The 22,499-nt window shown below is 74.6% G+C and carries 17 protein-coding genes; 7 read left to right on the top strand and 10 right to left on the bottom strand.

Annotated features, from left to right (window positions below):
• Positions 1–38: 38 nt before the first annotated feature.
• Together RM780_RS19335 and RM780_RS19330 are read left to right on the top strand one after the other, a co-directional pair.
• Positions 39–1,781 carry a dolichyl-phosphate-mannose--protein mannosyltransferase gene (locus RM780_RS19335; protein ID WP_311632050.1) on the top strand — a complete coding sequence of 581 codons (1,743 nt, stop codon included), beginning with the start codon at positions 39–41 and terminating at the stop codon, positions 1,779–1,781.
• 152 nt (positions 1,782–1,933) lie between these two features.
• Positions 1,934–3,592: a penicillin-binding transpeptidase domain-containing protein gene (locus RM780_RS19330; protein WP_311632049.1), complete on the top strand. Its 1,659-nt coding sequence runs from the start codon at positions 1,934–1,936 to the stop codon at positions 3,590–3,592.
• Positions 3,593–3,623: 31 nt separating this feature from the next.
• Here the strand turns inward: RM780_RS19330 and RM780_RS19325 are convergent, their stop codons facing one another.
• From RM780_RS19325 to RM780_RS19305, 5 genes are all read right to left on the bottom strand, one after another.
• On the bottom strand, positions 3,624–4,445 hold the full coding sequence (locus tag RM780_RS19325) for a hypothetical protein (RefSeq protein ID WP_311632048.1): 822 nt from the start codon (positions 4,443–4,445) through the stop codon (positions 3,624–3,626).
• A 115-nt stretch (positions 4,446–4,560) separates the two neighbouring features.
• A complete protein-coding gene (locus RM780_RS19320; protein WP_311632046.1) occupies positions 4,561–5,328 on the bottom strand; it encodes an energy-coupling factor ABC transporter ATP-binding protein in 768 nt (255 codons plus the stop codon).
• Positions 5,325–6,092: a cobalt ECF transporter T component CbiQ gene (cbiQ, locus tag RM780_RS19315; protein ID WP_311632045.1), complete on the bottom strand. Its 768-nt coding sequence runs from the start codon at positions 6,090–6,092 to the stop codon at positions 5,325–5,327. Before cbiQ ends, RM780_RS19320 begins: the two co-directional genes overlap by 4 nt.
• Before the next feature lie 3 nt (positions 6,093–6,095).
• A complete protein-coding gene (locus RM780_RS19310) occupies positions 6,096–7,412 on the bottom strand; it encodes an energy-coupling factor ABC transporter permease (RefSeq protein WP_311632044.1) in 1,317 nt (438 codons plus the stop codon).
• Positions 7,413–7,626: 214 nt separating this feature from the next.
• Positions 7,627–9,897 (bottom strand): MMPL family transporter, encoded by a 2,271-nt coding sequence (locus RM780_RS19305; RefSeq protein ID WP_311632043.1) that lies wholly within the window; start codon positions 9,895–9,897, stop codon positions 7,627–7,629.
• Positions 9,898–10,070: 173 nt separating this feature from the next.
• On the opposite strand from RM780_RS19305, the gene RM780_RS19300 reads away from it, so the two are divergent.
• The 3 genes from RM780_RS19300 (at position 10,071) to RM780_RS19290 (ending at position 15,491) form a co-directional block, all read left to right on the top strand.
• Positions 10,071–13,688, top strand: a complete 3,618-nt coding sequence (locus RM780_RS19300) for a S41 family peptidase (protein WP_311632042.1) — start codon at positions 10,071–10,073, stop codon at positions 13,686–13,688.
• Between the two features lie 84 nt (positions 13,689–13,772).
• The gene (locus tag RM780_RS19295; RefSeq protein WP_311632041.1) at positions 13,773–13,970 is read left to right on the top strand and encodes a hypothetical protein; all 198 of its coding nucleotides are present in this window, start codon (positions 13,773–13,775) and stop codon (positions 13,968–13,970) included.
• 132 nt (positions 13,971–14,102) lie between these two features.
• Positions 14,103–15,491 carry a HEAT repeat domain-containing protein gene (locus tag RM780_RS19290; protein ID WP_311632040.1) on the top strand — a complete coding sequence of 463 codons (1,389 nt, stop codon included), beginning with the start codon at positions 14,103–14,105 and terminating at the stop codon, positions 15,489–15,491.
• Positions 15,492–15,628: 137 nt separating this feature from the next.
• On the opposite strand, the gene RM780_RS19285 is transcribed toward RM780_RS19290, so the two are convergent.
• The 3 genes from RM780_RS19285 to RM780_RS19275 are packed head-to-tail and all read right to left on the bottom strand — an operon-like array spanning position 15,629 to position 18,906.
• Positions 15,629–16,537, bottom strand: coding sequence for an SDR family oxidoreductase (locus tag RM780_RS19285; RefSeq protein ID WP_311632039.1), 909 nt, complete (start codon positions 16,535–16,537; stop codon positions 15,629–15,631).
• Between the two features lie 34 nt (positions 16,538–16,571).
• The gene (locus RM780_RS19280) at positions 16,572–17,450 is read right to left on the bottom strand and encodes an alpha/beta fold hydrolase (protein ID WP_311632038.1); all 879 of its coding nucleotides are present in this window, start codon (positions 17,448–17,450) and stop codon (positions 16,572–16,574) included.
• A complete protein-coding gene (locus tag RM780_RS19275; protein ID WP_311632037.1) occupies positions 17,443–18,906 on the bottom strand; it encodes a flavin-containing monooxygenase in 1,464 nt (487 codons plus the stop codon). Before RM780_RS19275 ends, RM780_RS19280 begins: the two co-directional genes overlap by 8 nt.
• 191 nt (positions 18,907–19,097) lie before the next feature.
• On the opposite strand from RM780_RS19275, the gene RM780_RS19270 reads away from it, so the two are divergent.
• A complete protein-coding gene (locus RM780_RS19270) occupies positions 19,098–19,868 on the top strand; it encodes a MerR family transcriptional regulator (RefSeq protein WP_311632036.1) in 771 nt (256 codons plus the stop codon).
• A gap of 145 nt (positions 19,869–20,013) precedes the next feature.
• Here the strand turns inward: RM780_RS19270 and RM780_RS19265 are convergent, their stop codons facing one another.
• A complete protein-coding gene (locus tag RM780_RS19265) occupies positions 20,014–20,664 on the bottom strand; it encodes a TetR/AcrR family transcriptional regulator (protein ID WP_311632034.1) in 651 nt (216 codons plus the stop codon).
• Between the two features lie 110 nt (positions 20,665–20,774).
• On the opposite strand from RM780_RS19265, the gene RM780_RS19260 reads away from it, so the two are divergent.
• Complete coding sequence (locus tag RM780_RS19260) at positions 20,775–21,815, top strand: ABC transporter permease (RefSeq protein WP_311632033.1); 1,041 nt, start codon at positions 20,775–20,777, stop codon at positions 21,813–21,815.
• Positions 21,816–21,955: 140 nt separating this feature from the next.
• Here RM780_RS19260 and RM780_RS19255 read toward each other — a convergent pair whose 3' ends face one another.
• On the bottom strand, positions 21,956–22,441 hold the full coding sequence (locus tag RM780_RS19255) for a GNAT family N-acetyltransferase (RefSeq protein WP_311632032.1): 486 nt from the start codon (positions 22,439–22,441) through the stop codon (positions 21,956–21,958).
• Between the last annotated feature and the right edge of the window lie 58 nt (positions 22,442–22,499).

Genomic DNA, 22,499 nt, shown 5'->3' with positions numbered 1-22,499 from the left:
GCCCATGCCGCCGGGCGGGCCTGACAGGATGGGCGGCGATGAGCAGCCAGAGCCGCAGCAGTGCCACGCCCCTCGCCCCGCCGGAGCGCCCGCCGGGCGTGCCGCCGGGCGGCTGGGAGCTGCGGCTGCGGCGCTTCGGCTACGCGCGGGGCGGCCTCGGGGGGAGCGCGGGCGGCGGCGTGCGCGAGCGCCTCGTCCCGCCCTATCCCCCGCCGGCCACCCGTCTGTGGGGCTACTTCGGCCTCTCCGCCTCCGCCGCGGCCCGGCTGGCCCGCTGGTCCGGCTGGGGCGGCCCGCTGCTGGTGGCCCTGCTCGCGGGCGTGCTGCGCTTCGTCAACCTCGGCTCCCCGGACGCGGTGATATTCGACGAGACGTACTACGCCAAGGACGCCTGGTCGCTGCTCCAGCACGGCTACGAGACGGAGTGGCCCGAGGACGCCGACGACCGGCTGATGAAGGGCGAGACGCCGCTGGGCGAGGGGGCGGCCTACGTCGTGCACCCGCCGGGCGGCAAGTGGGCCATCGCGCTGGGCGAGTGGGCGTTCGGCATGACGCCCTTCGGCTGGCGCTTCACGGTGGCGCTGCTGGGAACGCTGTCGGTGCTGATGCTCTGCCGGATCGGCCGCCGCCTCTTCCGCTCCACCGCGCTGGGCTGCGTCGCGGGCGTGCTGATGGCCGTGGAGGGCCTGCACTTCGTGATGAGCCGCACGGCGCTGCTCGACCTGGTGCTGATGTTCTGGTTCCTGGCCGCCTTCGGCTGCCTGCTGGTGGACCGGGACCGGGCCAGAGCCCGGCTGCTGGCCGGCCTGCCCACAGGGGAGGACGGACAGCCGCGCCCGGACGCCGAGGTGGGGCAACGCCTGCGGCTGGGGTGGCGCCCGTGGCGGATCGCCGCCGGGGTGTGCCTGGGCCTGGCCTGCTCCACCAAGTGGAGCGGGCTGTACGTGCTGGCCGCCTTCGGCCTGCTGACCGTGCTGTGGGACGCGGCGGCCCGGCGCACGGCGGGCGCGCCCCGGCCGTACGCGGCGGCGCTGCGGCGGGACGCGGTCCCGGCCTTCCTGGGAACGGTGCCGGTGGCGCTGGCCGCGTACCTGGCCACCTGGACAGGCTGGTTCGCCACCTCGGGCGGCTACTACCGGGACTGGGCGGGGCGCGAGGGCGCCGGCGAGAGCGCCTACGGGTGGATTCCGGGGCCGCTGCGCAGCCTGTGGCACTACACCAGCGAGGTCTACTCCTTCCACGTCGGGCTGACCTCGGAGCACGACTACGAGTCGCACCCGTGGACGTGGATCGTGACCGCGCGGCCCGTGACGTACTTCTACGAATCCTCCCCGTCCGGGGAGAACGGCTGCACGTACCGCAGCGGCTGCGCCCGCGAGGTGCTGGCCCTGGGCACGCCGCTGCTGTGGTGGACGGCCTGCTTCGCGCTGGCGTACTGCCTCTACCGCTGGCTCTTCCGCCGCGACTGGCGGGCGGGTGCGGTGCTGTGCGGGGTGGCCGCGGGCTGGCTGCCGTGGTTCATGTACGCGGAACGCACCATCTTCTACTTCTACGCGGTCGTGCTGGTGCCGTTCCTGTGCCTGGCCGTGACGATGCTGATCGGCGCGATCCTGGGCCCGCCCGGCTGCCCCGAGCGCCGCCGTGTGACGGGCATCGTGGCCGCTGGCGTGCTGGTGCTGCTCATCGCGTGGAACTTCATCTACTTCTACCCGATCTACACCGGCACCGAGATCCCCGTGGACGGCTGGCGCGACCGGATGTGGCTGGACTCGTGGGTCTAGCCGGGCGGGCTCGCCGGGGGGCGGTGCGCGGGCCCGTCCGGGGGCCGGTGTGACGCGGGGCTGGCGCACGGGATACCGGGGGTAGCCGGTAGGCTGCGCGGACCAGTGGGGATCAGGGCCTTTCAGGGTCAGGCAGCGCAGGGCGGCGGAACATGGGGAACGGTCAACGGGTCGCGGTGGTCTCGGGGGTGTGCGCGGCCGTGGTCTCGGTCGCGGGGCTCGGGGCCTGGAGTCTGCTCGGCGGGGACGAGGAGGACGGGCCCACGCGGCCGGTCGCCGCCACCTCCGAGGACCGGCAGGGCGGGGGCGAGGAGTCCCCGGAGGCCGGGCCGCCCGACGAGCGGGAAGTGCTGGAGACCTCGGGCGCGTTCCTTGAGGCGTGGGCCTCCGGCGACCTGGCCGCCGCCGCGGAGCTGACGGACGACCCGGAGGCCGCGCGGGCCGCCCTCGGAGCCCTGGTGGAGGACGCGGCCCTGGCCCGCGTGACCGTGCGGCCCGGGGCCCCGGACGGGGCGCGGGTGCCCTTCGCGCTGGAGTCCTCGGTCTCCTGGGAAGACCAGCCGGCCGTGCCGCTGGCCTGGGACTCGGAGCTGACCGTGGTGCGGGACGAGGCGGGCGACGGCGCGCGGGTGGCCTGGCAGCCGTCCCTGCTGCACCCGGAGCTGGCCGAGGGCGCGCGGATCGAGACCGGCCCGGACGGGGAGGCGCCCCCGGTGGAGGCGCTGGACGCGAACGGCGAGCCGCTGGACGCCGAGGCGCTCCCCTCTCTGGCGCCGCTGATCGAGCAGCTCCGGGAGCGGTACGAGGAGGAGGCGGGCGGCACCCCGGCCGTCTCCACCCGGATCGTGGACGCGGAAGGCGAGACGGTGGCCACCCTCGCGGAGCTGGCCGAGGCGGAGCCGGGCCGGGTGCCCACCACCATCGACCCCGCGCTCCAGCGGGCCGCCCAGGCGGCCATCGACGACGCGCAGCGCGGCGCGGTCGTGGCCGTGGAGCCGAGCACCGGGGCGATCCGGGCCGTGGCGAACGCCCCCGCCGACGGCTTCGACACGGCGCTTCAGGGCTCCTACGCGCCCGGCTCGACGTTCAAGATCGTCAGCTCCTCGCTGCTGATCGACCGGGACCTGGCCTCCCCGGACCGGCGGCACCCCTGCCCGCGGTACTTCACGCACGGCGGCTGGCGCTTCCAGAACGACGACGAGTTCGACATCCCCAACGGCACCTTCGCGGACAGCTTCGCGCGCTCCTGCAACACGGCCTTCATCAGCCAGGCCCCCGAGCTGTCCGACGACGACCTGGGCAACCACGCGCGGGACGTCTTCGGCCTGGGCCTGAACTGGCAGGTCGGCGTGACGACGATGGACGGCCGGGTGCCCACCCAGTCCGACGCGCAGATGGCCGCCTCCCTCATCGGGCAGGGCGCGGTGCGGATGAACCCGCTGAACATGGCCTCGGTCTCCGCGACCGTGCAGTCCGGGACGTTCCGCCAGCCCTACCTGGTGCCCGCGGACTTCGACGGGCGCGAGCTGGCGCAGGCGCCGGGTTCGCTGTCGGCCGAGGCGGCCGGGCAGCTTCGGGCGCTGATGAACCGCGCCGTGACCAACGGCACGGCGACGCAGGCGATGGCGGGCCTGGGCGGGAACGTCGGCGCGAAGACCGGCTCGGCCGAGGTGGACGGGCAGGAGAACCCGAACGCCTGGTTCACCGCCTTCCGCGACGACCTGGCCGTGGCCGCGGTGGTCCCGGACTCGGGCCACGGCGGCGAGTTCGCCGGCCCGGTGGTGGCCGACGTGCTCCGCGCGGCGGGCTGAGGCACCCTGCCGCCCGGGGCGCACGCGGGCCCTACGGACAGACCCCCGAGACCGGCACCGAGGGCGAGAAGGCCACCGAGCGGTCGGTGTAGGTGGTCCAGGCGAATGCCGGCCAGCCGGCGCTCACGGTCACGTCCGTGATGTCGGTGGCGTTCCAGGTGTGGGCGAAGATGCCGCGCGCGGTGAAGCCGGTGCACGTGGTGCCGACGGCCTCGAAGACCAGCGCCAGGCTTCCGGCGGCGACGTTGGCGTCCGTGGCGGTCTGCTGCGGGGTGAGGAGGAACGCCAGGCCGTTGGCGTTCAGGTCCGTGGCGTCCTCGCGGCTGAGGCTGGGGAACTGCGGCGTCAGCCCGGAGAAGTGGACCACCGGCAGGATCGGCCGGATTCCGGCGCTGAACCAGGTGGTGACGGCCTGCCGCCCGCGCATCGGGTAGCCGGGGGCGGCGGCGAAGCGCCAGTCCATGATCGAGACGTAGCGTGCGCGCCCGTCGACGACGCCGATGCGGTAGACGTCCGGGGCCGCGACCGAGACGGTCTGGGCGGTGGTGCCCGCCGACAGGGGGGCCGAGACCCGCGTCAGGCACGCGCGTTCGGCCAGGAAGCGGTCGATCGCGGCCCGGTCGTGGCCCTCGGCGCGCATCCGGTCCGCCAGTTCGAGGAGGCGGCTCAGGCCCGGGGCGGTGTCCGCCCGCAGGGCGGGGACGCAGCGGCCCCCGTCGGCTGCCGCTGCCGCGCGGGGGGCCGCGGGCACCATCAGGGCCGCCGCCAGAGCCAGCACCAGCGCGAGGAGGGCCGCCCGCCCCCGCGCCGTGCTCCCCGTGCCGAGGATCGTCCGTGCCGTGCCGCGTCCCACCCACGCCTCCCGGTGGTCGGTTCGAATCGTGCGGGGCCGGCCCCGCCGACCGCAGATGTCGACAAGGCGAGAAAGTCATGGAGCGGTGGAGCCGTGGCAGCCTATCAGCGGCCGTTCAGCGCGGCACCGGGACAGACGGGTCGAAACCGAAGGGGAGTTCGAGCCGGTGGCGGCTCAGCAGCTCGGCGTCGGAGAGGAGTTCGCGGGTCGGCGCGTCGGCCGCGATCACGCCCTCGCTGAGGATCACCGAGCGCGGGCACAACTCCAGGGCGTAGGGCAGGTCGTGGGTGACCATCAGGAGGGTGAGGTCCAAGGACCGCAGAATGTCGGCCAGTTCGCGGCGCGCGGCGGGATCGAGGTTGGCCGAGGGCTCGTCCAGCACCAGGATCTCGGGCTCCATGGCAAGCACGGTGGCCACCGCCACGCGGCGCCGCTGGCCGAACGACAGGTGGTGCGGCGGCCGTTCGGCGAACCCGGCCATGCCCACCCGCTCCAGGGCCCGCGCCACGCGCGCCTCGAGATCGGCGCCGCGCAGCCCGGCGTTGGCAGGCCCGAAGGCCACGTCCTCGCGGACGGTGGGCATGAAGAGCTGGTCGTCCGGGTCCTGGAAGACGATGCCGACCCGGCGCCTGACCTCGGCGGTGGTGGCGCGGGTGAGGGGCAGACCGCCGACCCGCACGGAGCCGGCGCCGGGGGTGAGGATGCCGTTGAGGTGCAGCACCAGCGTGGTCTTGCCCGCGCCGTTGGGGCCCAGCAGGGCCACGCGCTCTCCGCGGGCCACGGTCAGCTCCACGCCGAAGAGGGCCTGGTGGCCGTCGGGGTAGGCGTAGGCGAGGCCGGAGACCTCCAGGGAGGGCGGGGCGGCGGGCTGCGGGGCGTTCATAGGGTCCATCCCAACACACAGGTGACCAGGGCCGCGGTGGGGAGAGCGGCGGCGTGCGCCCACTGGGCGCGGGTGGCGGTGAGCCGGTCGATCACGGGCAGCGTGCCGTCGTAGCCGCGGCTGAGCATGGCCAGGTGCACGCGCTCGCCGCGCTCGTAGGAGCGGATGAACAGCGCGCCGGCGGTCCTGGCCAGCACGCCCCAGTGCCGGGGGCCGCGGGCGGAGAAGCCGCGGGACTCGCGGGCGATCCGCATCCGGCGCAGCTCGTCCGCGATGACGTCGGCGTAGCGCAGCATGAACGCGGCGATCTGCACCATCAGCGGGGGCAGCCGCAGGCGTTGCAGGCCCAGGAGGATGTGCCGCAGCTCGGTGGTGGAGGCCAGGATCACGGAGGCGCCGACGCCGAGGGTGCCCTTGGCCAGGACGTTCCAGGCGCCCCACAGGCCGGACTCGGCCAGCTCGACGCCCAGCCAGGTCACCCGCGGGCCCTCGGCGACGAACGGCAGCAGCAGCGCGAAGGCGACGAAGGGCACCTCGATCAGCATCCGGCGCAGCACGAACCCCGCCGGGAGGCGGGCCAGGGCCGCGGCGGCGGCGAGCAGGGCGGCGTAGACGGCGAAGGCGGGGACGGCCTCGCGGGGCGTGGCGACGACGACGAGGGCGAAGGCGAGGACGGCCGGGAGCTTGAGGTGCGCCGGCAGCCGGTGCACGGGGGTGGCGCCGGGCCGGTAGAGCCTCCCGGCGGCGGAGTGCCCGGCGCCCACGGCTCAGCCCCCGGCCTTCTGGGCGCGGCCTCGGGCGGCGAGGAAGACGGCCGTTCCGGCGGCGAGCGTGACGGCGACCCCGGCCGCGCCCGCGAGCCCGACGGACAGGCGCTCGCTGTCCACGTCCCGCACGCCGTAGTCCGCCAGCGGCGAATCGGCCAGCCCGTGCTCCTCGGCCTCCTCCGCGAACCCCTCGTCCGTGGCCACCCGCTCCAGCCCGTCCGGCTCGGCGGAGGCGTAGAAGCTGACGAACCCGGCCAGCACGAGCACGACGGCGACGCCTCCGAGCCACAGCGCCCGGAGACCTCGCGGCCTCCCGGTCCCCGGGCCGGCGGCTGTCGCCGCGGCGGCTCCGCCACTTCCGGCCGGTCGGGCCGCCTGCGCCGCGGCGCCTCCGGCGGCCCCGGCCGCGTGGAGCGCGGCCTCGGCACCGGTCCGGGCGTCCGCGCCCTCGGCGGACGATGCCTCCGCGAACGCCCCGCCCGAGCCCGCGTCCGCGGCAACGGCTCCGCCGGCCTCGGCGCCTACGGAGGCCCCGGCGGCGGGGCGCGCGGACTGGCCGCCACGTGCCGGGCGGAGCCCGGCCGGGGCATGTGCCTCCGTGGCCGCAGAGCCACGGAGGACCAGCTTCGGGCGCAGCACGTGGGACGCCGCGCGGACGAGGTCGGGGCGGACGGCGAGGACCGCGCCGACCGTGGCCGTCGTGATCGCGGCCTCGCCCAGGCCGATGAGGACGTGCACGCCCGCCATCGCCGCGAAGACGCGGCCCAGGGAGACGTCGGCGGTGCCGCCGACGGCGTAGAGCAGGACGAACGCGACCGCCGAGGCCGGCACGGAGAGCAGCGCGGCGGCGAACGAGGCCACGCCCACCGCCCCGCGCCCGCGCGGCAGGACCCGGAGAACGCCCCGGAAAACGAAGTGGGCGACGAGGACGGTGACCACGCCCATCAGCGTGATGTTCGTGCCCAGCGCGGTGAGCCCGCCGTCCGCGAACAGCAGCGCCTGCATCAGCAGCACCACGGCCAGCACCAGCACGCCCGTGAACGGCCCGACGAGGATCGCGGCCAGCGCCCCGCCCAGCAGGTGCCCGCTGGTCCCCGCCGCGACGGGGAAGTTGAGCATCTGGACGGCGAAGACGAACGCCGCGACCAGCCCGGCCAGCGGCGCGGTCCCCTCCGCCCCGGCCGGCCCGCCGGAACCGGCCGGCCCGCCCGCCAGCTCGCGGCGCGCGCCCCGCAGGGAGACGGCGACCGCCGCGGCGGCGAAGGCCCCCGTGGCGACCGAGACCGGGGCGTTCAGGAACCCGTCGGGGACGTGCATGCCGCCTCCCCCTCCGCAGACGTGCCGGAACGTGCGCCGTTCGTGCGCACCCGCCTGACAATAAAGCGCTCCTGCGAAGGACTTGCAAGAGCGTCCGTATGACGAAATGACAAAGCCCGCGGCCCGGCACCGACGCCCCTTGTGGGGGCGCGGTGCCGGGCCGCGGGCGTTCGCCACGTCACCCGGCGCACCGGCCGCGAGGCCGGCGCGAAGGTCAGTGCACCGGCGCCGGCTCCCGCTCGCGCTCGACGGCGTCCCGGCCCTTGCCCTGCGCGCGCAGGTACTTCTCCAGGGACTCACCCTCGACGTCGACGTTCGGCAGGATGCGGTCCAGCCACTTCGGCAGCCACCAGACCCGCTCCCCGATGAGACCCATCAGCGCCGGGACGATGGTCATCCGGACGATGAAGGCGTCCAGCAGGACGGCCGCGGCGAGGCCGAAGCCCATCATCTTGATCATGGACTCGGCGCTGGTGACCGCGAATCCGGCGAAGACGCTGATCATGATGATCGCCGCCGCCGTGACCACCCGGGCGTTCAGGTTGAAGCCCGTGACCACCGCCTGGTGGGCGTCCTCGCCGTGGACGTGGGCCTCCCGCATGCGGGTGACGAGGAAGACCTCGTAGTCCATGGCCAGGCCGAAGATCACGCCGATCATGAAGATCGGCATCATCGACATGATCGGGCTGGTCTCCTCCACGCCGATCAGGCTCGCGCCCCAGCCCCACTGGAAGACCGCGACGACGGCGCCGAGCGCGGCCAGCACGGAGAACAGGAAGCCGAGGGCGGCCTTCAGCGGCACCACGATGGAGCGGAAGACCAGGATCAGCAGGATGAACGCCAGACCCACGACGAGGGCCAGGTAGGGCACCAGCGCGTCGGTCATCACCTGCGAGAAGTCGATGTTGACCGCGGCCATGCCGGTGACCAGGAGCTGGGTGCCGGTCTCGGCCTCCAGCACCGGGGCGACGTCGTCCCGGATCTCATGCACCAGGTCGGCCGTCTCGCTCTCGGCCGGCGCCGTGGTCGGGAAGGCGAGCAGCGTCGCCATCGTCCCTTCCTCGTTGACCTGCGCCTGCGGGGCGACGGCGTCGATGCCGTCCAGCGTGTCCAGCTCCGCGCGCACCGACTCGACCGCCGCGTTGATGTCCACGCCGGCGTCGCCGTCGATGACGACCATCAGCGGGCCGTTGAACCCGGGGCCGAAGCCCTCGCTGAGGATCTCGTACGTCTGGCGCTGGGTGGTGTCCTCGGCGGCGACCTCGTCGCCGGGGAGCCCCAGCTCCATGCTGGCCACCGGGGCGGCCAGCACGCCGAGCCCGACGACGGAGGCGACGAGCACCAGGCCCGGGCGGCGCAGGATGCCGCGCGCCCAGCGGGAGCCGAAGTTCTCCTTGCCGCCGGTGGTGGCGGCGGGGACGCCGGTCTCCGGGTTCTGCTTGCGCACCCGGCGGCCGAAGATCCGCTTGCCGATCAGCCGCAGGGACGCCGGGACAAGCGTGAGCGCGATCAGGACGGCGAGCACGACCTGGGCCGCGGCGGCGAAGCCCATCTTGGTGAGGATGGGGACGTTCACGACCGCCAGGCCGGCCAGGGCGATGACCACGGTCAGGCCGGCGAAGACCACGGCCGAGCCGGCGGTGCCCACGGCACGCCCGGCGGCCTCCTCATGTGGATGCCCTGCGACCAGCTCGGCCCGGTACCGGGAGACGATGAACAAGGCGTAGTCGATGCCGACCGCCAAGCCGATCATGGTGGCCAGCACGCCGGTGTTCTCGGAGAGGTCGAGGGTGCTCGCCAGGGCGACCAGGGCCATCGAGCCCGCCATCACGCCGACGAGCGCGGTCAGCAGCGGCATGCCCGCGGCCAGCAGCGAACCGAAGGTGATGATCAGGACGATCGCGGCGACCACGATGCCGATCAGCTCGCCGCCGCCGAACTCCACGGGGCCGAGGGCGACCTCGCCGTTCGCCTCCACGCGGAGGTCCTCGGGGGCGTTCTCCAGGGCGTGGATGAAGCCCTCGTGCAGCGACTCGGTGGTGCCGCCGGGCTCGATGGCGAAGTCGACGGTCGCGTAGGCGGTGGAGCCGGACTCGTTGACGGTCGGGTTGTCCGGGTTGAACGGGTCGGAGACGCTCAGGACGCCATCGGTCTCGGCGCCGTCAACCTCGTGCTGCAGGCCCTCGATCTCGGCCAGGACGCCCCGGACGGCCTGCTGCCACTCGGGTTCGTTGATGTCCTGGCCCTCGGGGACCTGGAAGGCGACGGTGGACTCGACCGCCTCGGCGTTCGCCTCGGGGAATTCCCTCTCCATGAGGTCGAAGGCCTCCTGGGCCTCCGTGCCGGGCAGAGCGAAGTCGTCGGTCACCGTTTCGCCGTTGGCGGACGCGGCACCGATACCGAAGAGGAGCGCCAGCCAGGCCAGCACCACCCACCAGCGGCGCCGGAAACACAGGCGTCCCAGCTTATAAAGGAACGTAGCCACGAGGCAGGTTCTCCTGTCCGGGTGTCGTGGGTCGAAAATGAGGGGGTCAGCTCATGCCACGAGACGCGGCACCAGCCGGGCAGGGTGAGCGGAAGCGGCGCATTGTGGCGCAGATCACATTGGGCTCAGCTATGTGACTTGCCGGGGCATTCGGCGGGCCGAAGCATGGAACCGTGAGCGACGAACCCACCTCAGCAGCCGCGTCCCGGAGCCGCACCCAGGGGACCGACGGATATCTGCGCTACCCGCATCTTCACGAAGAACTGCTCTGCTTTGTCGCCGAAGACGATCTCTGGCTGGCGCCCTTGCCCGCCCAGGGCCGGAATCCCGGCCGAGCCTGGCGGCTCACCGTCGATCGTACCCGTATCGGCCCGCCGAGGTTTTCCCCGGACGGGCGGCAGATCGCGTTCACCAGCTGGCGCACGCTGGACCCCGAGATCCACCTCGCGCCGGTGGACGGCGGCGAGATCCGGCAGCTCAGCCACTGGGGCTCCTACGACACGCGGGTCTGCGGCTGGACCCCGGCCGAGGACGCGCGGGGCAGCCGCGTCCTGGCCCTGGGCGCCCACGAGCAGCCCTTCTCGCACTACACGTGGGCGTACACGGTCCCGGTGGAGGGCGGTCCCGGGGAACGCCTGCCCTGGGGTCCGGTGGCGGACATCGCGGTCGCCGGGGCGGGGCCCGAGCGGCGCACGCTCCTGCTGACGGGGAAGGCGCCGCACGAGCCGGCCTCGTGGAAGCGGTACCGGGGTGGGGCCATGGGGCGGCTGTGGTACCACGGGCGGCGGCTGCTGCCAGCGCTGAACGGGCACGTGGACAGCCCGATGCTCGTCGGGGACCGGATCGCGTTCCTCTCCGACCACGAGGGCGTGGGGAACCTCTACTCCTGCCGCCCCGACGGCACGGAGCTGTGGCGTCACACGGACCACGAGGCGTTCTACGCCCGGCACGCCTCCACGGACGGGCGGCGGGTGGTCTACCAGTGCGGGGGCGACCTGTGGCTGGTGGAGGAGCTGGGGCCCGGCTCGGTGCCGCGGCGGCTGAACGTCCGCCTGGGCGGTCCGCGCACGGGGCGCAGGCCCTACCAGGTGCGGACCGCGGCCCACGTGGACGACCTGTCCGTGGACGCGACCGGGCGGGCCAGCGCGGTGTGCGTGCGCGGCGGCCTGTACTGGCTCACCCACCGCGACGGGCCGGCCAGGGCGCTGGCGGCGACGCCGGGGGTGCGGGTGCGCGAGCCCGAGATGCTGGGCGATACGGGCCGCATCGCGTACGTCACGGACGCGGCGGGCGAGGACGCGATCGAGATCGCCCACCTCCCCCGCGCCAGCGGCGGCAAGGACCCCCTCCGCCTCCCCCTCCCCCCCGGCACCCTCGGCCGCGTCCTCGAACTCGTCTCCTCCCCCGACGGCCAAACCCTCGCCATCGCCACCCACGACGGCCGCCTCCTCACCGTCCCGGTCCCGGAGGCCCCCACCACCCCGCCCGAGCCCGCCCCGGGGCCGGACCCCGGAGCCCCGGCTACCGCGCCGGAGGCGGGAGCGGGGGCCAGCCCCGACACCCCCGCGCCGCAGGCCGCGGCAGCGGCGGATGCCGGGCCGCAGGGCCGGGCAGTCGCCGAGGCGGAGACCGGGCGCAGCCCCGAAAGCGGCGCGCCGCAGGCGCAAGAGTCCGCAGCGGAGACGGGGCACAGCCCCGGGGGAGCGCCGGAGCCGGAGGCGGAGGCGCGTGTCAGGGAAGTCGTGCGCTCGGACAACGGCCCCGTGCGGGGCGTCGCGTTCTCGCCGGATTCCCGGTGGGTGGCGTGGGCGCAGCCGGGGGTGGGGCGGTCGTTGAGCCGGGTCAGGATCGCGGATCTGGGGGCGCGCGAGGGCGGGATCGTGGACGTGACGGACGGGAGGTTCGCGGACGAGGAGCCCGTGTTCACGCGGGACGGCAGGTATTTGGCGTTCCTCTCCTGGCGCGGCTTCGACCCGGTCTACGACGTCCACACCGGCGACCTGTCGTTCCCCGTCGGCTGCCGCCCCTACCTCGTGCCGCTGTCCTCAGCGACCCGCTCACCGTTCGCGATCACCCCCGAGGGGCGGCCCGCGGCCGGCGGCCTGGACCCCGCGGACGCGCCCGGCGGCGAGGAGGGCACCGTGCTCGTGGAGGCCGAGGGCCTCAACAGCCGGGTGACGCCCTTCCCCGTGGCCGCCTCGAAGTACTCCTCCCTCTATCCCGTCAGCGGCGGCGGCCTGGTGTGGCTGCGCTGGCCCATCTCCGGCGCGCTGGGCGAGACCTTCGTCAACCCGGACGACACCTCCGGCAAGCCCACCCTGGAGCACTTCGACCTGGCCAAGGCCAAGCGCAGCGAACTGACCGACGACGTGGACTGGTTCGCGCCCAGCGGCGACGGCACCCGCCTGGTCGTCTGCGAGGACGAGGAGCTGCGCACCATCCCGGCCACGGAGGGCGGGGACGGGGACGCCTCCGTGCACGTGGACCTGCGGCGCATCGTGCACACGGCCGTTCCGGCCGCCGAGTGGCGCCAGGCGTTCGAGGAGGCGGGCCGGCTGATCCGGGACTACTTCTGGGAGCCGGACATGGGCGGCGTGGACTGGGCGGGCGTGCTGGACCAGTACCGGCCGCTGCTGGAGCGGGTGGCCAGCCCCGACGAGTTCGCGGACCTGCTGCGCGAGACCGTGGGCGAGCTGGGCACCTCGCACGCCTACGTCTCCCCCGCGCGCCGCAACGAGGGCCCGCCGCACTACCAGCGCGCGCAGGGCCTGCTGGGCGCCAACTTCGCCCGTACGAAGGAGGGTTCGTGGCAGGTGACGCGCATCCTTCCGGGCGAGTCCTCGGACTCCAAGGCGCGTTCCCCGCTGGCCGGGACCGGCGTGAAGGAGGGGGCCGTGCTCACGCACGTGGGCGGGCGGCCCGTGGACCCGGTGGCCGGACCCTGGCCGCTGCTGGCCGGGACGGGCGGGACCAGCGTGGAGCTGACGTTCGCCGAGGAGGGCGGCGGGCGGCGCCGGGTGGCCGTGGTGCCGCTGATCTTCGACAGGCCGCTGCGGTACCAGGACTGGGTGGCGCGGCGGCGCGAGGTGGTGCGCGAGCTGAGCGAGGGGCGTTGCGGCTACGTGCACATCCCGGACCTCAGCGGCTCGGGGTGGGCGCAGTTCAACCGGGACCTGCGGATGGAGATCGCGCGCGAGGCGCTGATCGTGGACGTGCGCGGCAACGCGGGCGGCAACATCAGCGAGCTGGTGATCGAGAAGCTCAGCCGCCCCATCCTGGGCTGGGACCTGACGCGCAACACGCAGGCCGTCAGCTACACCTCCGACGCCCCGCGCGGCCCGGTGGTGGCGGTGGCCGACGAGGCGACCTCCTCGGACGGGGACATGATCACGGCCGCCTTCCGGCTGCTGGGCCTGGGCCCGGTGGTCGGCAGCCGCACCTGGGGCGGGGTGGTCGGGATCACCGGGCACCACCGGCTGGGGGACGGCACCTCGATCACCGTGCCGATGAACGCGGCCTGGTTCGACTCCTACGGCTGGGGCGTGGAGAACCACGGCGTGGTGCCGGACCTGGAGGTGGTGCGTTCGCCCGTGGACTGGGCCGAGGGGCGCACGGTGGTACTGGAGAGGGCGGTGCGGGTGGCCGTTGATCTGCTGGAGAAGCACCCGGCGAGCGCGCCGCCCGGCTACCGGGACCTGCCCTCCCGTGCGCGCCCGCCGCTGCCGCCGCGCACGGCCGGGTACGCGCCGGAGGCCACTTACGGCGAGCCGGAGGAGCCGGAGGGTGCCTGATCCGCCCGACATGCACCCGAACGCCCGCCGTGCCACGCTGGACAGAAGCGGCGACGAAACGGCCATAACGGACGAGGAGTGGACATGGGCAAGTCAGACCGGATCCGCCAGAAGGCCCAGGAGCTTCAGGGCCGCGCCATGGACGCGGTCGGCGGCAAGGACGACACCAGAAGCCGCGAACAGAAGCAGAACGACATGAAGGAACGCGCCAAGCAGACCGGCCGCAAGGCCAAGCAGGAGGCGAAGGAACGCCGGCAGAAGGCCAAGGGCGACGACCGCTGAGCGCCGGCGCGCGACCGTAGCGCGGGGTACGTCCACGTGTGCCGGACGTGCCCCGCGTGCTTCCTGTGTGCTTCCCGCGCGCTTCCGCCCGTTCTCAGCCGTGTGTCAGCGCACGGCTCTATTCTCCGGAGTATGGAGATCCAGCGGCTGATCGGACTGATCGGGCTGCTCGGCGGACAGGACGGCACGGATCCGCGGGTGACGTCGGCCCGGGAGTCCGCCCGCAGCGCCCTGGTGGCGCGGGGCGGGGCCGCGGTCCCGCTGCTGCTGGCGGAGCTGCGGGAGGACGACGGGCCCCTGGGCTGGTCCGAGGCCGCCTTCCTGCTGCGCCGGATCGGGGAGCCGGCGCTGATGCCCCTGGCGGACGCCATCGCGGCGGCGCCCTCGCCGAGCGCGGTCCGGCGCGCCAGGTTCGCGTTCATCGGGCTCGAGGTGCCCTGCCTCGCGGCATACGCGCCCGCCGTGTGCCACCCGCACCCGTGGGTGCGGGAGAGCGTGGCCTACGCCTTCCAGGCCCGCGGCACGGGCGCGGCGGACGAGGCGCACCGGCTGGTGCCCCTGCTGGCCGACCCGGTGGAGGCGGTGCGCCGGGGGGCGATGTGGGCGCTGAAGGGCGCGGGCGAGGGCGTTCTGCCGCTGCTGCGCGGGCTGCGGCGCGAGCGCGGGGGGCCGGGGGCCTCCCGGCGGGCGGCCCTGGAGGTGCTGGCCTCGGTGGGCGGCCCGCAGGCGCTGGACTCGGCGGACCGGGCGGCGCTGCGGCGCCTGATCCGCATCCGCGCGGGCGGCGAGGTGCCCGAGCCGATGGCGCCGTGCGGGCCGTGGTTCGCGCTGCCGACGGGCGATCAGGAGGCGGTGCTCGACGCGTTCGGCCTCTCGCACCCCGAGCCGGTGACGATGCGCCTGGGCGCCGCGGCCTGGCGGCACGACCGGCACACGGCCCCCGGCCGGCACGGGCGCTGCTCCCGGATCTACGTCAGCCCCGAACTGGACGGCTGGACCCTGGTGTTCGGGGTGCCCTCCCCGCACGCGCACCGGGCGGCGGCCACGGCCGCGCCGGGCGGGCTGTCCCCGGCGGGGGTGCGGCGGTGGTGCGCGGAGCTGAGCCGGCGCTTCGGAACGGCCCACTGGTACGGCATGCGCTGTACCGACGACTGGACGGCCTGGTGCTTCGCGGAGGACGGGCGGGTGGTGCGGGCGTACGACGTGTTCGACCCCGCGCAGGCCTCCGGCGACCGGCACCCGGCGGAGCTGCCGGGGCCGCTGCCGCACGAGGAGGAGTTCCCGCCCGGGAGCTTCGACGGCATAGCCGAAGCGGACGCGACGGCGTTCCTCGCCTCGTTCGCCGACGTCCGCCGGGACCTGGGGATGCCGGGCGCGCCGAGCGCGGCCGAGGTGGCCGGCCGCGCCTCCGTGGACCCCGCCTCCCTCGGCCCCCAGACCAAGATCACCGGCCAGGCCCTCCTGGCCCTCACCGCCTGCGGTCGCTCCTACGGCCACCCGGGCGGCGCTCTGCGGGTGTAGCGCGCCACGGCAGGACCATCAGGACGGGACGGGGGAGCGGCCCACACGCCGTTCCGGACGCGCTCCCGCACACATCCGATGAGTGGGCCGCTCCCCGGCGCCCGGGCCCGGTGGCCCGGGCGGCTCGTGGCGCGGCGTCAGCCGCGGGTCCGCTCGCGCTCCGCCGCCTCGCCGCCGGCGCCGACCAGGCCGCGGCGGCCCAGCTCGGCCATGCGCGGCAGCATCTTGCGTATCTCGCGCTGGCCCAGCGGCCCGCCCAGCACGAGCGGCAGCAGGCTGCGCACCGGCTGCATGCCGCGCAGCCAGCCCTGGCCGTAGACGTGCGCGGCGCGGCGCTCGATGCCGTCCGCGATCCGCTCCACGGCCGGGGCGAGCGGGTAGGTGCGGTTGGCCGGCCAGGGCAGCTTCTTGCGCATGTCGGCCATCGCCGGGTCCTCGTCGGCGCCGCGCACCATGTCGGTGTCGGTCCAGCTCAGGTAGGCCACCCCGACCTTCACGCCCAGCGGCCCGACCTCGGGGCGCAGGCAGTGGGCGAACGCCTCGACGCCCGACTTGGAGGCGCAGTAGGCGGACATCATCGGGGACGGGGTGATCGCGGCCAGCGAGGCGACCTGGAGGAAGTAGCCGCGGCTGTCGGTGAGCGCGGGCAGGAAGGCGCGGGCGGTGACGGAGGAGCCGACGAGGTTGACCTCGATGACCCGCCGCCAGGTGTCGTCGTCGGAGTCGGCGAACGGGCCGCCGGTGGCCACGCCCGCGTTGGCGACGACGATGTCCACCGCGCCGAAGAGGCCCACGACCTCGGCGGCGACCTCGCGCATGGCGGCGGCGTCGGTGACGTCCGCGTGCCAGTGGGCGGACTCGCCGGGCAGGGAGTCGCTGACGGTCTTCAGCTCGTCCGGCTCGAGGCCGATCAGCGCCACGCGGGCGCCGCGCGCCGACAGGAGGCGGGCCAGGGAGGCGCCCACGCCCCGGGCGGCGCCGGTGATGACGGCCACCTGCCCTGCGAGGTCGCGGCGGTTCCTGCGGGGGTTGAGAAGGGTGCTCACGGGTGCTCCTCGGTGGTTTCTGCGCGCCGGGCGGTCACAGGTGGTCCTTGGCCAGGGCCCGCAGCGCGTCGCTGACGGTGTCCGTCGCCTCGACCGGGGTCATGTGGCCTATGCCGGGCAGCTCGATGAACTCGGGCCGCCGCGGCAGCCGCCCCGCGATCCGGTGCGCGTGAACGGCCGGGGTGAGGCGGTCGGCAGTGCCCTGCACGATGGTGACGGGCTTGTCGAGCTGGGCGACGTTCTGCGAGAGGTCGAGCCCGGCCAGCACCCGGCCCCACTCGCCGCGGGCCTTGCGCGGGGCGGCGGCGACCATCCGCGTCATCTCGTTGCGCTGGCGCTGGGAGGCGCCCTTGCCCATGGTGATGTAGTGCACGACCCGCTTGCTGACGGGCGTGACCCCGCCGTAGGGCAGCGTGGTGGTGAGGAAGTAACGCTGGCCCAGGCGGCGCAGGTTGCCCGGCCGCAGCGGCAGCACGGTGGACTCGCCGGTCAGCCGGTCGGCGCCGGTGGAGCACAGCAGCACGGCGGCGGCCCGCTCGCGGAAGACGGGCCGGTTCACGGCGGCCAGGATGGTCATCGCGCCCATGGAGTGGCCGCCGACGATGGCCGGCTGCCCGGGGGCGAGGGTGAACTCCAGCACGGCGCACAGGTCGTCGGCCAGCGAGTCCGTCGAGCAGTTGCCGGGCGTGGCCGGGGTGCGGCCGTGGCCGCGCTGGTCGTAGAGGACCACGCGGAAGTCGGGCACCAGGCGCCGGACGACGCCGTGCCAGAAGGTGGTGTTGCAGGTCCAGCCGTGCGCCAGGACCAGCGTCGGGGCGTCCTCGGGCCCGTGGATCTCGGTGTGGAGGCGGGCGCCCCCGGTCGAGACGGTGGTGACGGTCGTGACGTCGGCGGCACGCGTCGGGTCAGGCATGGCGGAGCACCTCGTATTCGCTGAGTTCGACGGCTTGCGTGACGCGGCGGTACTCGCCGGTGGTGCCGGGCCAGACGGTGGTGTTGCGGCCGTTGGCGTCCAGGTACCAGCTCTGGCATCCGCCGGTGTTCCAGACCGAGCGCGCCAGGCGGCGCTGCATCTTCTCGTCCCAGGCGTCGACGGCCTCCTTGCGCGGGGCGAGGGCGGCCTTGGAGCCGCCCAGGACGTCGAGCCGGGTCATGAAGTCGGCGAGGTAGTTCAGCTGGGACTCGATCATGAGGATCATCGAGCTGTTCCCCAGGCCGGTGTTGGGGCCGATGATCGTCATGAAGTTGGGGAACCCGGCGACCGTGGTGCCGCGCAGCGCGGCCATGCCGTCCTTCCACTCCTCGGCCAGCGTGGTGCCGTTGCTGCCCTTGATGCGGGAGGCGATGGGCAGGTCGGTGACGTGGAAGCCGGTGCCGAAGATGATGACGTCGGCCTCGATCTCGCGCCCGTCGTTCGTCACGAGCGTGGAGCCGCGGATCTCGGCGAGGCCCGAGTCGACGACGTTGACGTGGGGGCGGGCGAGCGTGGGGTACCAGTCGTTCGACAGCAGGATGCGCTTGCAGCCGATGCGGTAGCGCGGGGTGACCGTGCGGCGCAGCTCGGGGTCCTTGATCGCGCGGCGGATGTTGAGCCTGGCGACCTGCTCGACCGCGCGCATCACGTCGGGCTGCTTGGCGAACGCCCCCACCTGGAGCTCGCGGATGCTCCACAGCAGCCCGCGGCGAAGCGCCCGGGTGGCCGGGACCTTGGCGTGCAACCACTGCTCGGGGCCGGTGATCCTGCGGTCGGCGCGCGGCAGCACCCACGGCGGGGTGCGCTGGAGGATGGTCAGCTCCTTGACCTTGTCCTGGATGCCGGGCACGAACTGGATGGCCGAGGCGCCGGTGCCGACGACGGCCACGCGCTTGCCGCGCAGGTCGTAGTCGTGGTCCCAGCGCGAGGAGTGGAAGACGTGGCCGGGGAAGCTCTCCAGGCCGGTGAAGTCGGGGATCTTCGCCTCGGAGAGGGGGCCGGTGGCGGAGACGATGACGTCGGCGGTCAGCGGGCCGCCGGCGGTGTCGATGTGCCAGCGCAGCTCCTCGTTGTCCCAGCGGGCCGCCTCCACCTCGGAGTTGAAGCGGATGTGCGGGCGCAGGGCGAAGGTGTCGGCGACCCACTCCAGGTAGGCGCGGATGTGCGGCTGGCCGGAGAAGTTCCGCGGCCAGCGCGGGTTGGGCGCGAAGGAGAAGGAGTACAGGTGGGAGGGCACGTCGCAGGCGCACCCGGGATAGGTGTTGTCCCGCCAGGTGCCGCCGACCGAATCCGCCCGCTCCAGCACCACGAAGTCCGTGATGCCCATCCGGCGGAGCTTGACCGCGGCGCCGAGCCCGCCGAATCCGGTCCCGATCACCGCCACTCGTACGTGCATCGTCGCCAGCCTCCCTGTGTGATTCACCTGTGAACCGCTACCCCGCCGGGGCCAAACGTGCCAGTGTTCACTGGCACGATGGGAGCGTAAGGCAGAACGGTACTCGTGGGTAGGGGTTGGGCAGTCCCTAAACTGCGGACCGTGGAGACGCTCCTGAGACGCAGCGACAACGACCGGACGGGGAGGGCGGGATGAACGACACGGAAACGGACGCCCGCGTGCCCGCCACGCGCGAGTACCGGGCCGCTGAACTGGCCGAAGCCGCCGGGATCACGCTGCGCACGCTGCGCTTCTACCGCGAGCGCAAGCTGCTCCCGCCGCCGCGCCGCGAGGGCCGCATCGTCTGGTATGGCGAGGATCACCTCGCCCGCCTGCGCACCATCTCCGCCCTGCTCGCCCGCGGCCACACCCTCGTGGGCGTGGCCGAGCTGCTGGCCGCCTTCGCCGCGGGCCGCGACGCCGGGCAGACGGCCGAGCTGCTCGGGCTGGAGGAGCGCGCGCCGTTCTCCGACGAGGAGCGCGTGCGCCTGACCCCGCCCGAGCTGGCCGCCTACTTCGCCGGCCAGGAGACCCCGGAGAACCTCGCCGAGTCCCTTGAGCTGGGCTACATCGCGGTGGACGGCGAGGAGGTCGTCCACGCCAGCCGCGACCTGCTGGAGTCCTCCGCCGCCCTGGTCACCGAGGGCATCCCGCTGGCCGCCATCCTGGAGGTCGCCCGCTCCCAGCGCGCCAACGCCGACGCGCTCGCCACCGCCTTCGCCGGCCTGCTGCGGCGCTACGTCCTGCCCGACCTCCTCGGCGCCCCCGGCGAGGCCGCGGCGGGGCCCCTCTCCGAGGAGGGCATGGAACAGCTCGCCAAGGCCCTGGAGCGCCTGCGCCCGCTGATGCGCCAGGTCGTCTACGCCGAGGTCTCCCTGGCCCTGGACCGCCACCTGCGCCGCGAGCTGGGCCAGCCGGAGTAACGCCCGCCGCGGGCGTTCCCGCGCGGGCGGGCCTCGCACCGGGGCGGGCGTGAGGGGGCCGTGGGCGCTACGGCGGGCGGTGAGGCGGGCGTTACAGCGCGCCAGGCGTTAGGGCCTGCGGGCGGGCGTTACAGCGCGCCAGGCGTTAGGGCCTGCGGGCGGGCGTCGCCGCGCGCGGCGGTTCCTGCGGCCCGGGCCCCTCCGGGCCCCCCGGCATGGACATCAGGGCCCGCAGGCCGTCCCGCAGCACCGACAGGTCGAAGGGCGCCATGATCGCCCGCTGGAGCATGTACCCCTGGGCGCAGGCCAGGAGCGTGCGCGCCACGTGCGCCGGGTCGACGTCCGGGCGCATCATCCCCTGCTCCTGGTACGCCTTGACCACCGAGGTCCACGCGTCGATCAGCCCGCTCAGCGCCTCCCGCAGGATCGCCGCCAGGCCCGGGTCTCGAAACGTCTCCGCCCAGACCTGTACCACCAGCGGCGGCGGGAAGACCAGCACCTCGGTCACCCGCCCCAGCGCCACCTCCAGGATCTCGTCCGGCCACGGCGGGCGGGGCGCGGCGGCGGCCTCGTCGAACGCCGCCCTGACGGTGGACAGCACCTCGTGGGCGATGGCGCCGACGATGGCCTCCTTGCTGGGGAAGTACCGGTAGACGGCGCCGGCGGACAGGCCCGTCTCCTTGAAGACGTCCGCCATGGACGTGGCGTGGAAGCCGTCGCGCGCGAAGCAGCGCGCCGCCCCCTGGAGGATCTGCCGGCGGCGGGCTTCGAGGTGCTCCTGTGACACACGGGCCATGGCTCCTCAGCCTAAAACGAACATTCCTTCTTGACAAGCGGCGACGGGCCGGAGCACGGTGGTCACGAAGAAAAACGAACGATCCTTCTCTATCGGGAGGCCGCGGAGCCATGTCCGTCCAGTCCGCCGAGTCCGCCGAGTCCGCCCGTTCCGCCCCGCCGGCCGGGCCCGCCGCCCCGCGCGGGCCCCTGCTGGTGATCGTGCTGATCCCCGTCTTCGTCGCCTTCGCCCTGTGGGCCTTCGCCTGGCCGGCGTCCCACGGCGGGCCGAACGACCTGCCCGTCGGCGTCGTCGGCCAGACCGCCGCCGCCGACCGCGTCGCGGCGGAACTGGAGGCGCGGGAGGGCGCGTTCGACATCCACCGCTACGCCGACGAGGCGAGCGCCCGCGAGGCGATCGAGGACCGCGAGGTCTACGGCGCGTTCGACGCCTCGGGCCAACAGCCCGCCGTCCTCGTCGCGAGCGCGGCCGGCCCCTCCGTGGCCCAGTTGCTCACCCAGATCGCCACCGCCCAGGCCCCCGAGGGCGCCGCGCCGGCCGTCACCGACGTCGTTCCCGCCCCCGGGGGCGACCCGCGCGGCGGCGCCTTCAGCACCAGCGCGCTCCCCCTGGCCCTGGCCGGGGTCGCCGCCGGGGCCGTGGCCACCCTCACCGGCCTGCGCGGCGGGCGGGCGCTGGCGGCCCTGGCCGGGGCCGCGGTCCTGGTCGGCCTCGTCGGCGCGAGCCTGGCCCACTCCTGGCTCGGCGTGCTGGAGGGCTCCTGGATCGCGGTGGCCGCCGCCCTCGCCCTGATGGTCCTGGCCGGCGCGGCGACGGTGGCCGGCGCCGCGGCCCTGGTCGGCCGGCCCGGCGTCGGCCTGGGCGCGCTGATCGTGGTCCTGCTGGGCAACCCCTGGTCCGGCGCCGGCTCGGCGCCCGAGATGCTGCCCGAACCGGTCGGCCTGATCGGCCAGTTCCTCCCCACCGGCGCGGGCGCGACGCTGCTGCGCTCGGTCTCCTTCTTCGACGGCGCGGCCCTCGCGCAGCCGCTCGCGGTGCTGGCCGTCTGGACGCTGCTCGGCGCGGCGGCCCTCCTGCTGGGCGCGCGCCGGGCCCCGCGCGCGGCCGGGACCGCGACCGCCCGCCGGGCCGCGGAACCGGTGGCGGCCTGAGGGCGGACGTTCCGCGCGTCCCTCCGTCCTCCCCGCTGCCGCTGCCGGAAGAGCGGCCGGCGGCGGCACGACCGGCCGTGGCCCGCGGGCCACGGCCGGTCCCGCTCTCCCGGAGAGCCGGTGGGGCCCGCCGGGGGCCCCTACAGCTCCTTGAAGAAGCAGCGGCTGCGCTGCGAGTGCCGGTACACCCCGAAGCGCTCGTCCTGCGGCAGCATCCGGTACCCGCTGGAGCGGTAAAGCCCGATGGCCTCCGGCTGGACCGTGCCCGTCTCCAGCACCATCCGCACGCGCCCGGCCTCCCGCGCCGAGTCCTCGAGCCGGCCCAGTATCAGCCGGGCCAGGCCGAGGCCGCGCGCCTGCGGCACGACGAACATCCGCTTCACCTCGGCGTCCCCGTCGAGGTACCCCTCGTCGCTCTCCGCCCCCTGCGCCCGCCACCCGCCCGTGGCCACCGGGCGCCCGCGCTCGTCGTACGCCAGCAGGTACAGCCCGCCCGGCGGGTCGAACATCGCCGGGTCCAGCGGCGTGATGTCGCCCGAGCCGTAGCGCTCGGTGTACTCGGCCTGCACAAGATCGTTCAGCTTGCGGGCGTCGGGATGATCAAAACGGAGGGGAACGATCCTCATGCGCACATCCTAAAGACCCGATGCAACACGCTTTCGCCCCCTTCTGCCGCCCTTCCTC

Origin of the sequence: Streptomyces boetiae (assembly GCF_031845405.1) — a bacterium.
Classification (GTDB): Bacteria; Actinomycetota; Actinomycetes; order Streptomycetales; family Streptomycetaceae; genus Streptomyces; species Streptomyces boetiae.
Note: the sequence above shows the minus strand (reverse complement) of the source record. Positions and strands in the feature narration are given on the sequence as shown.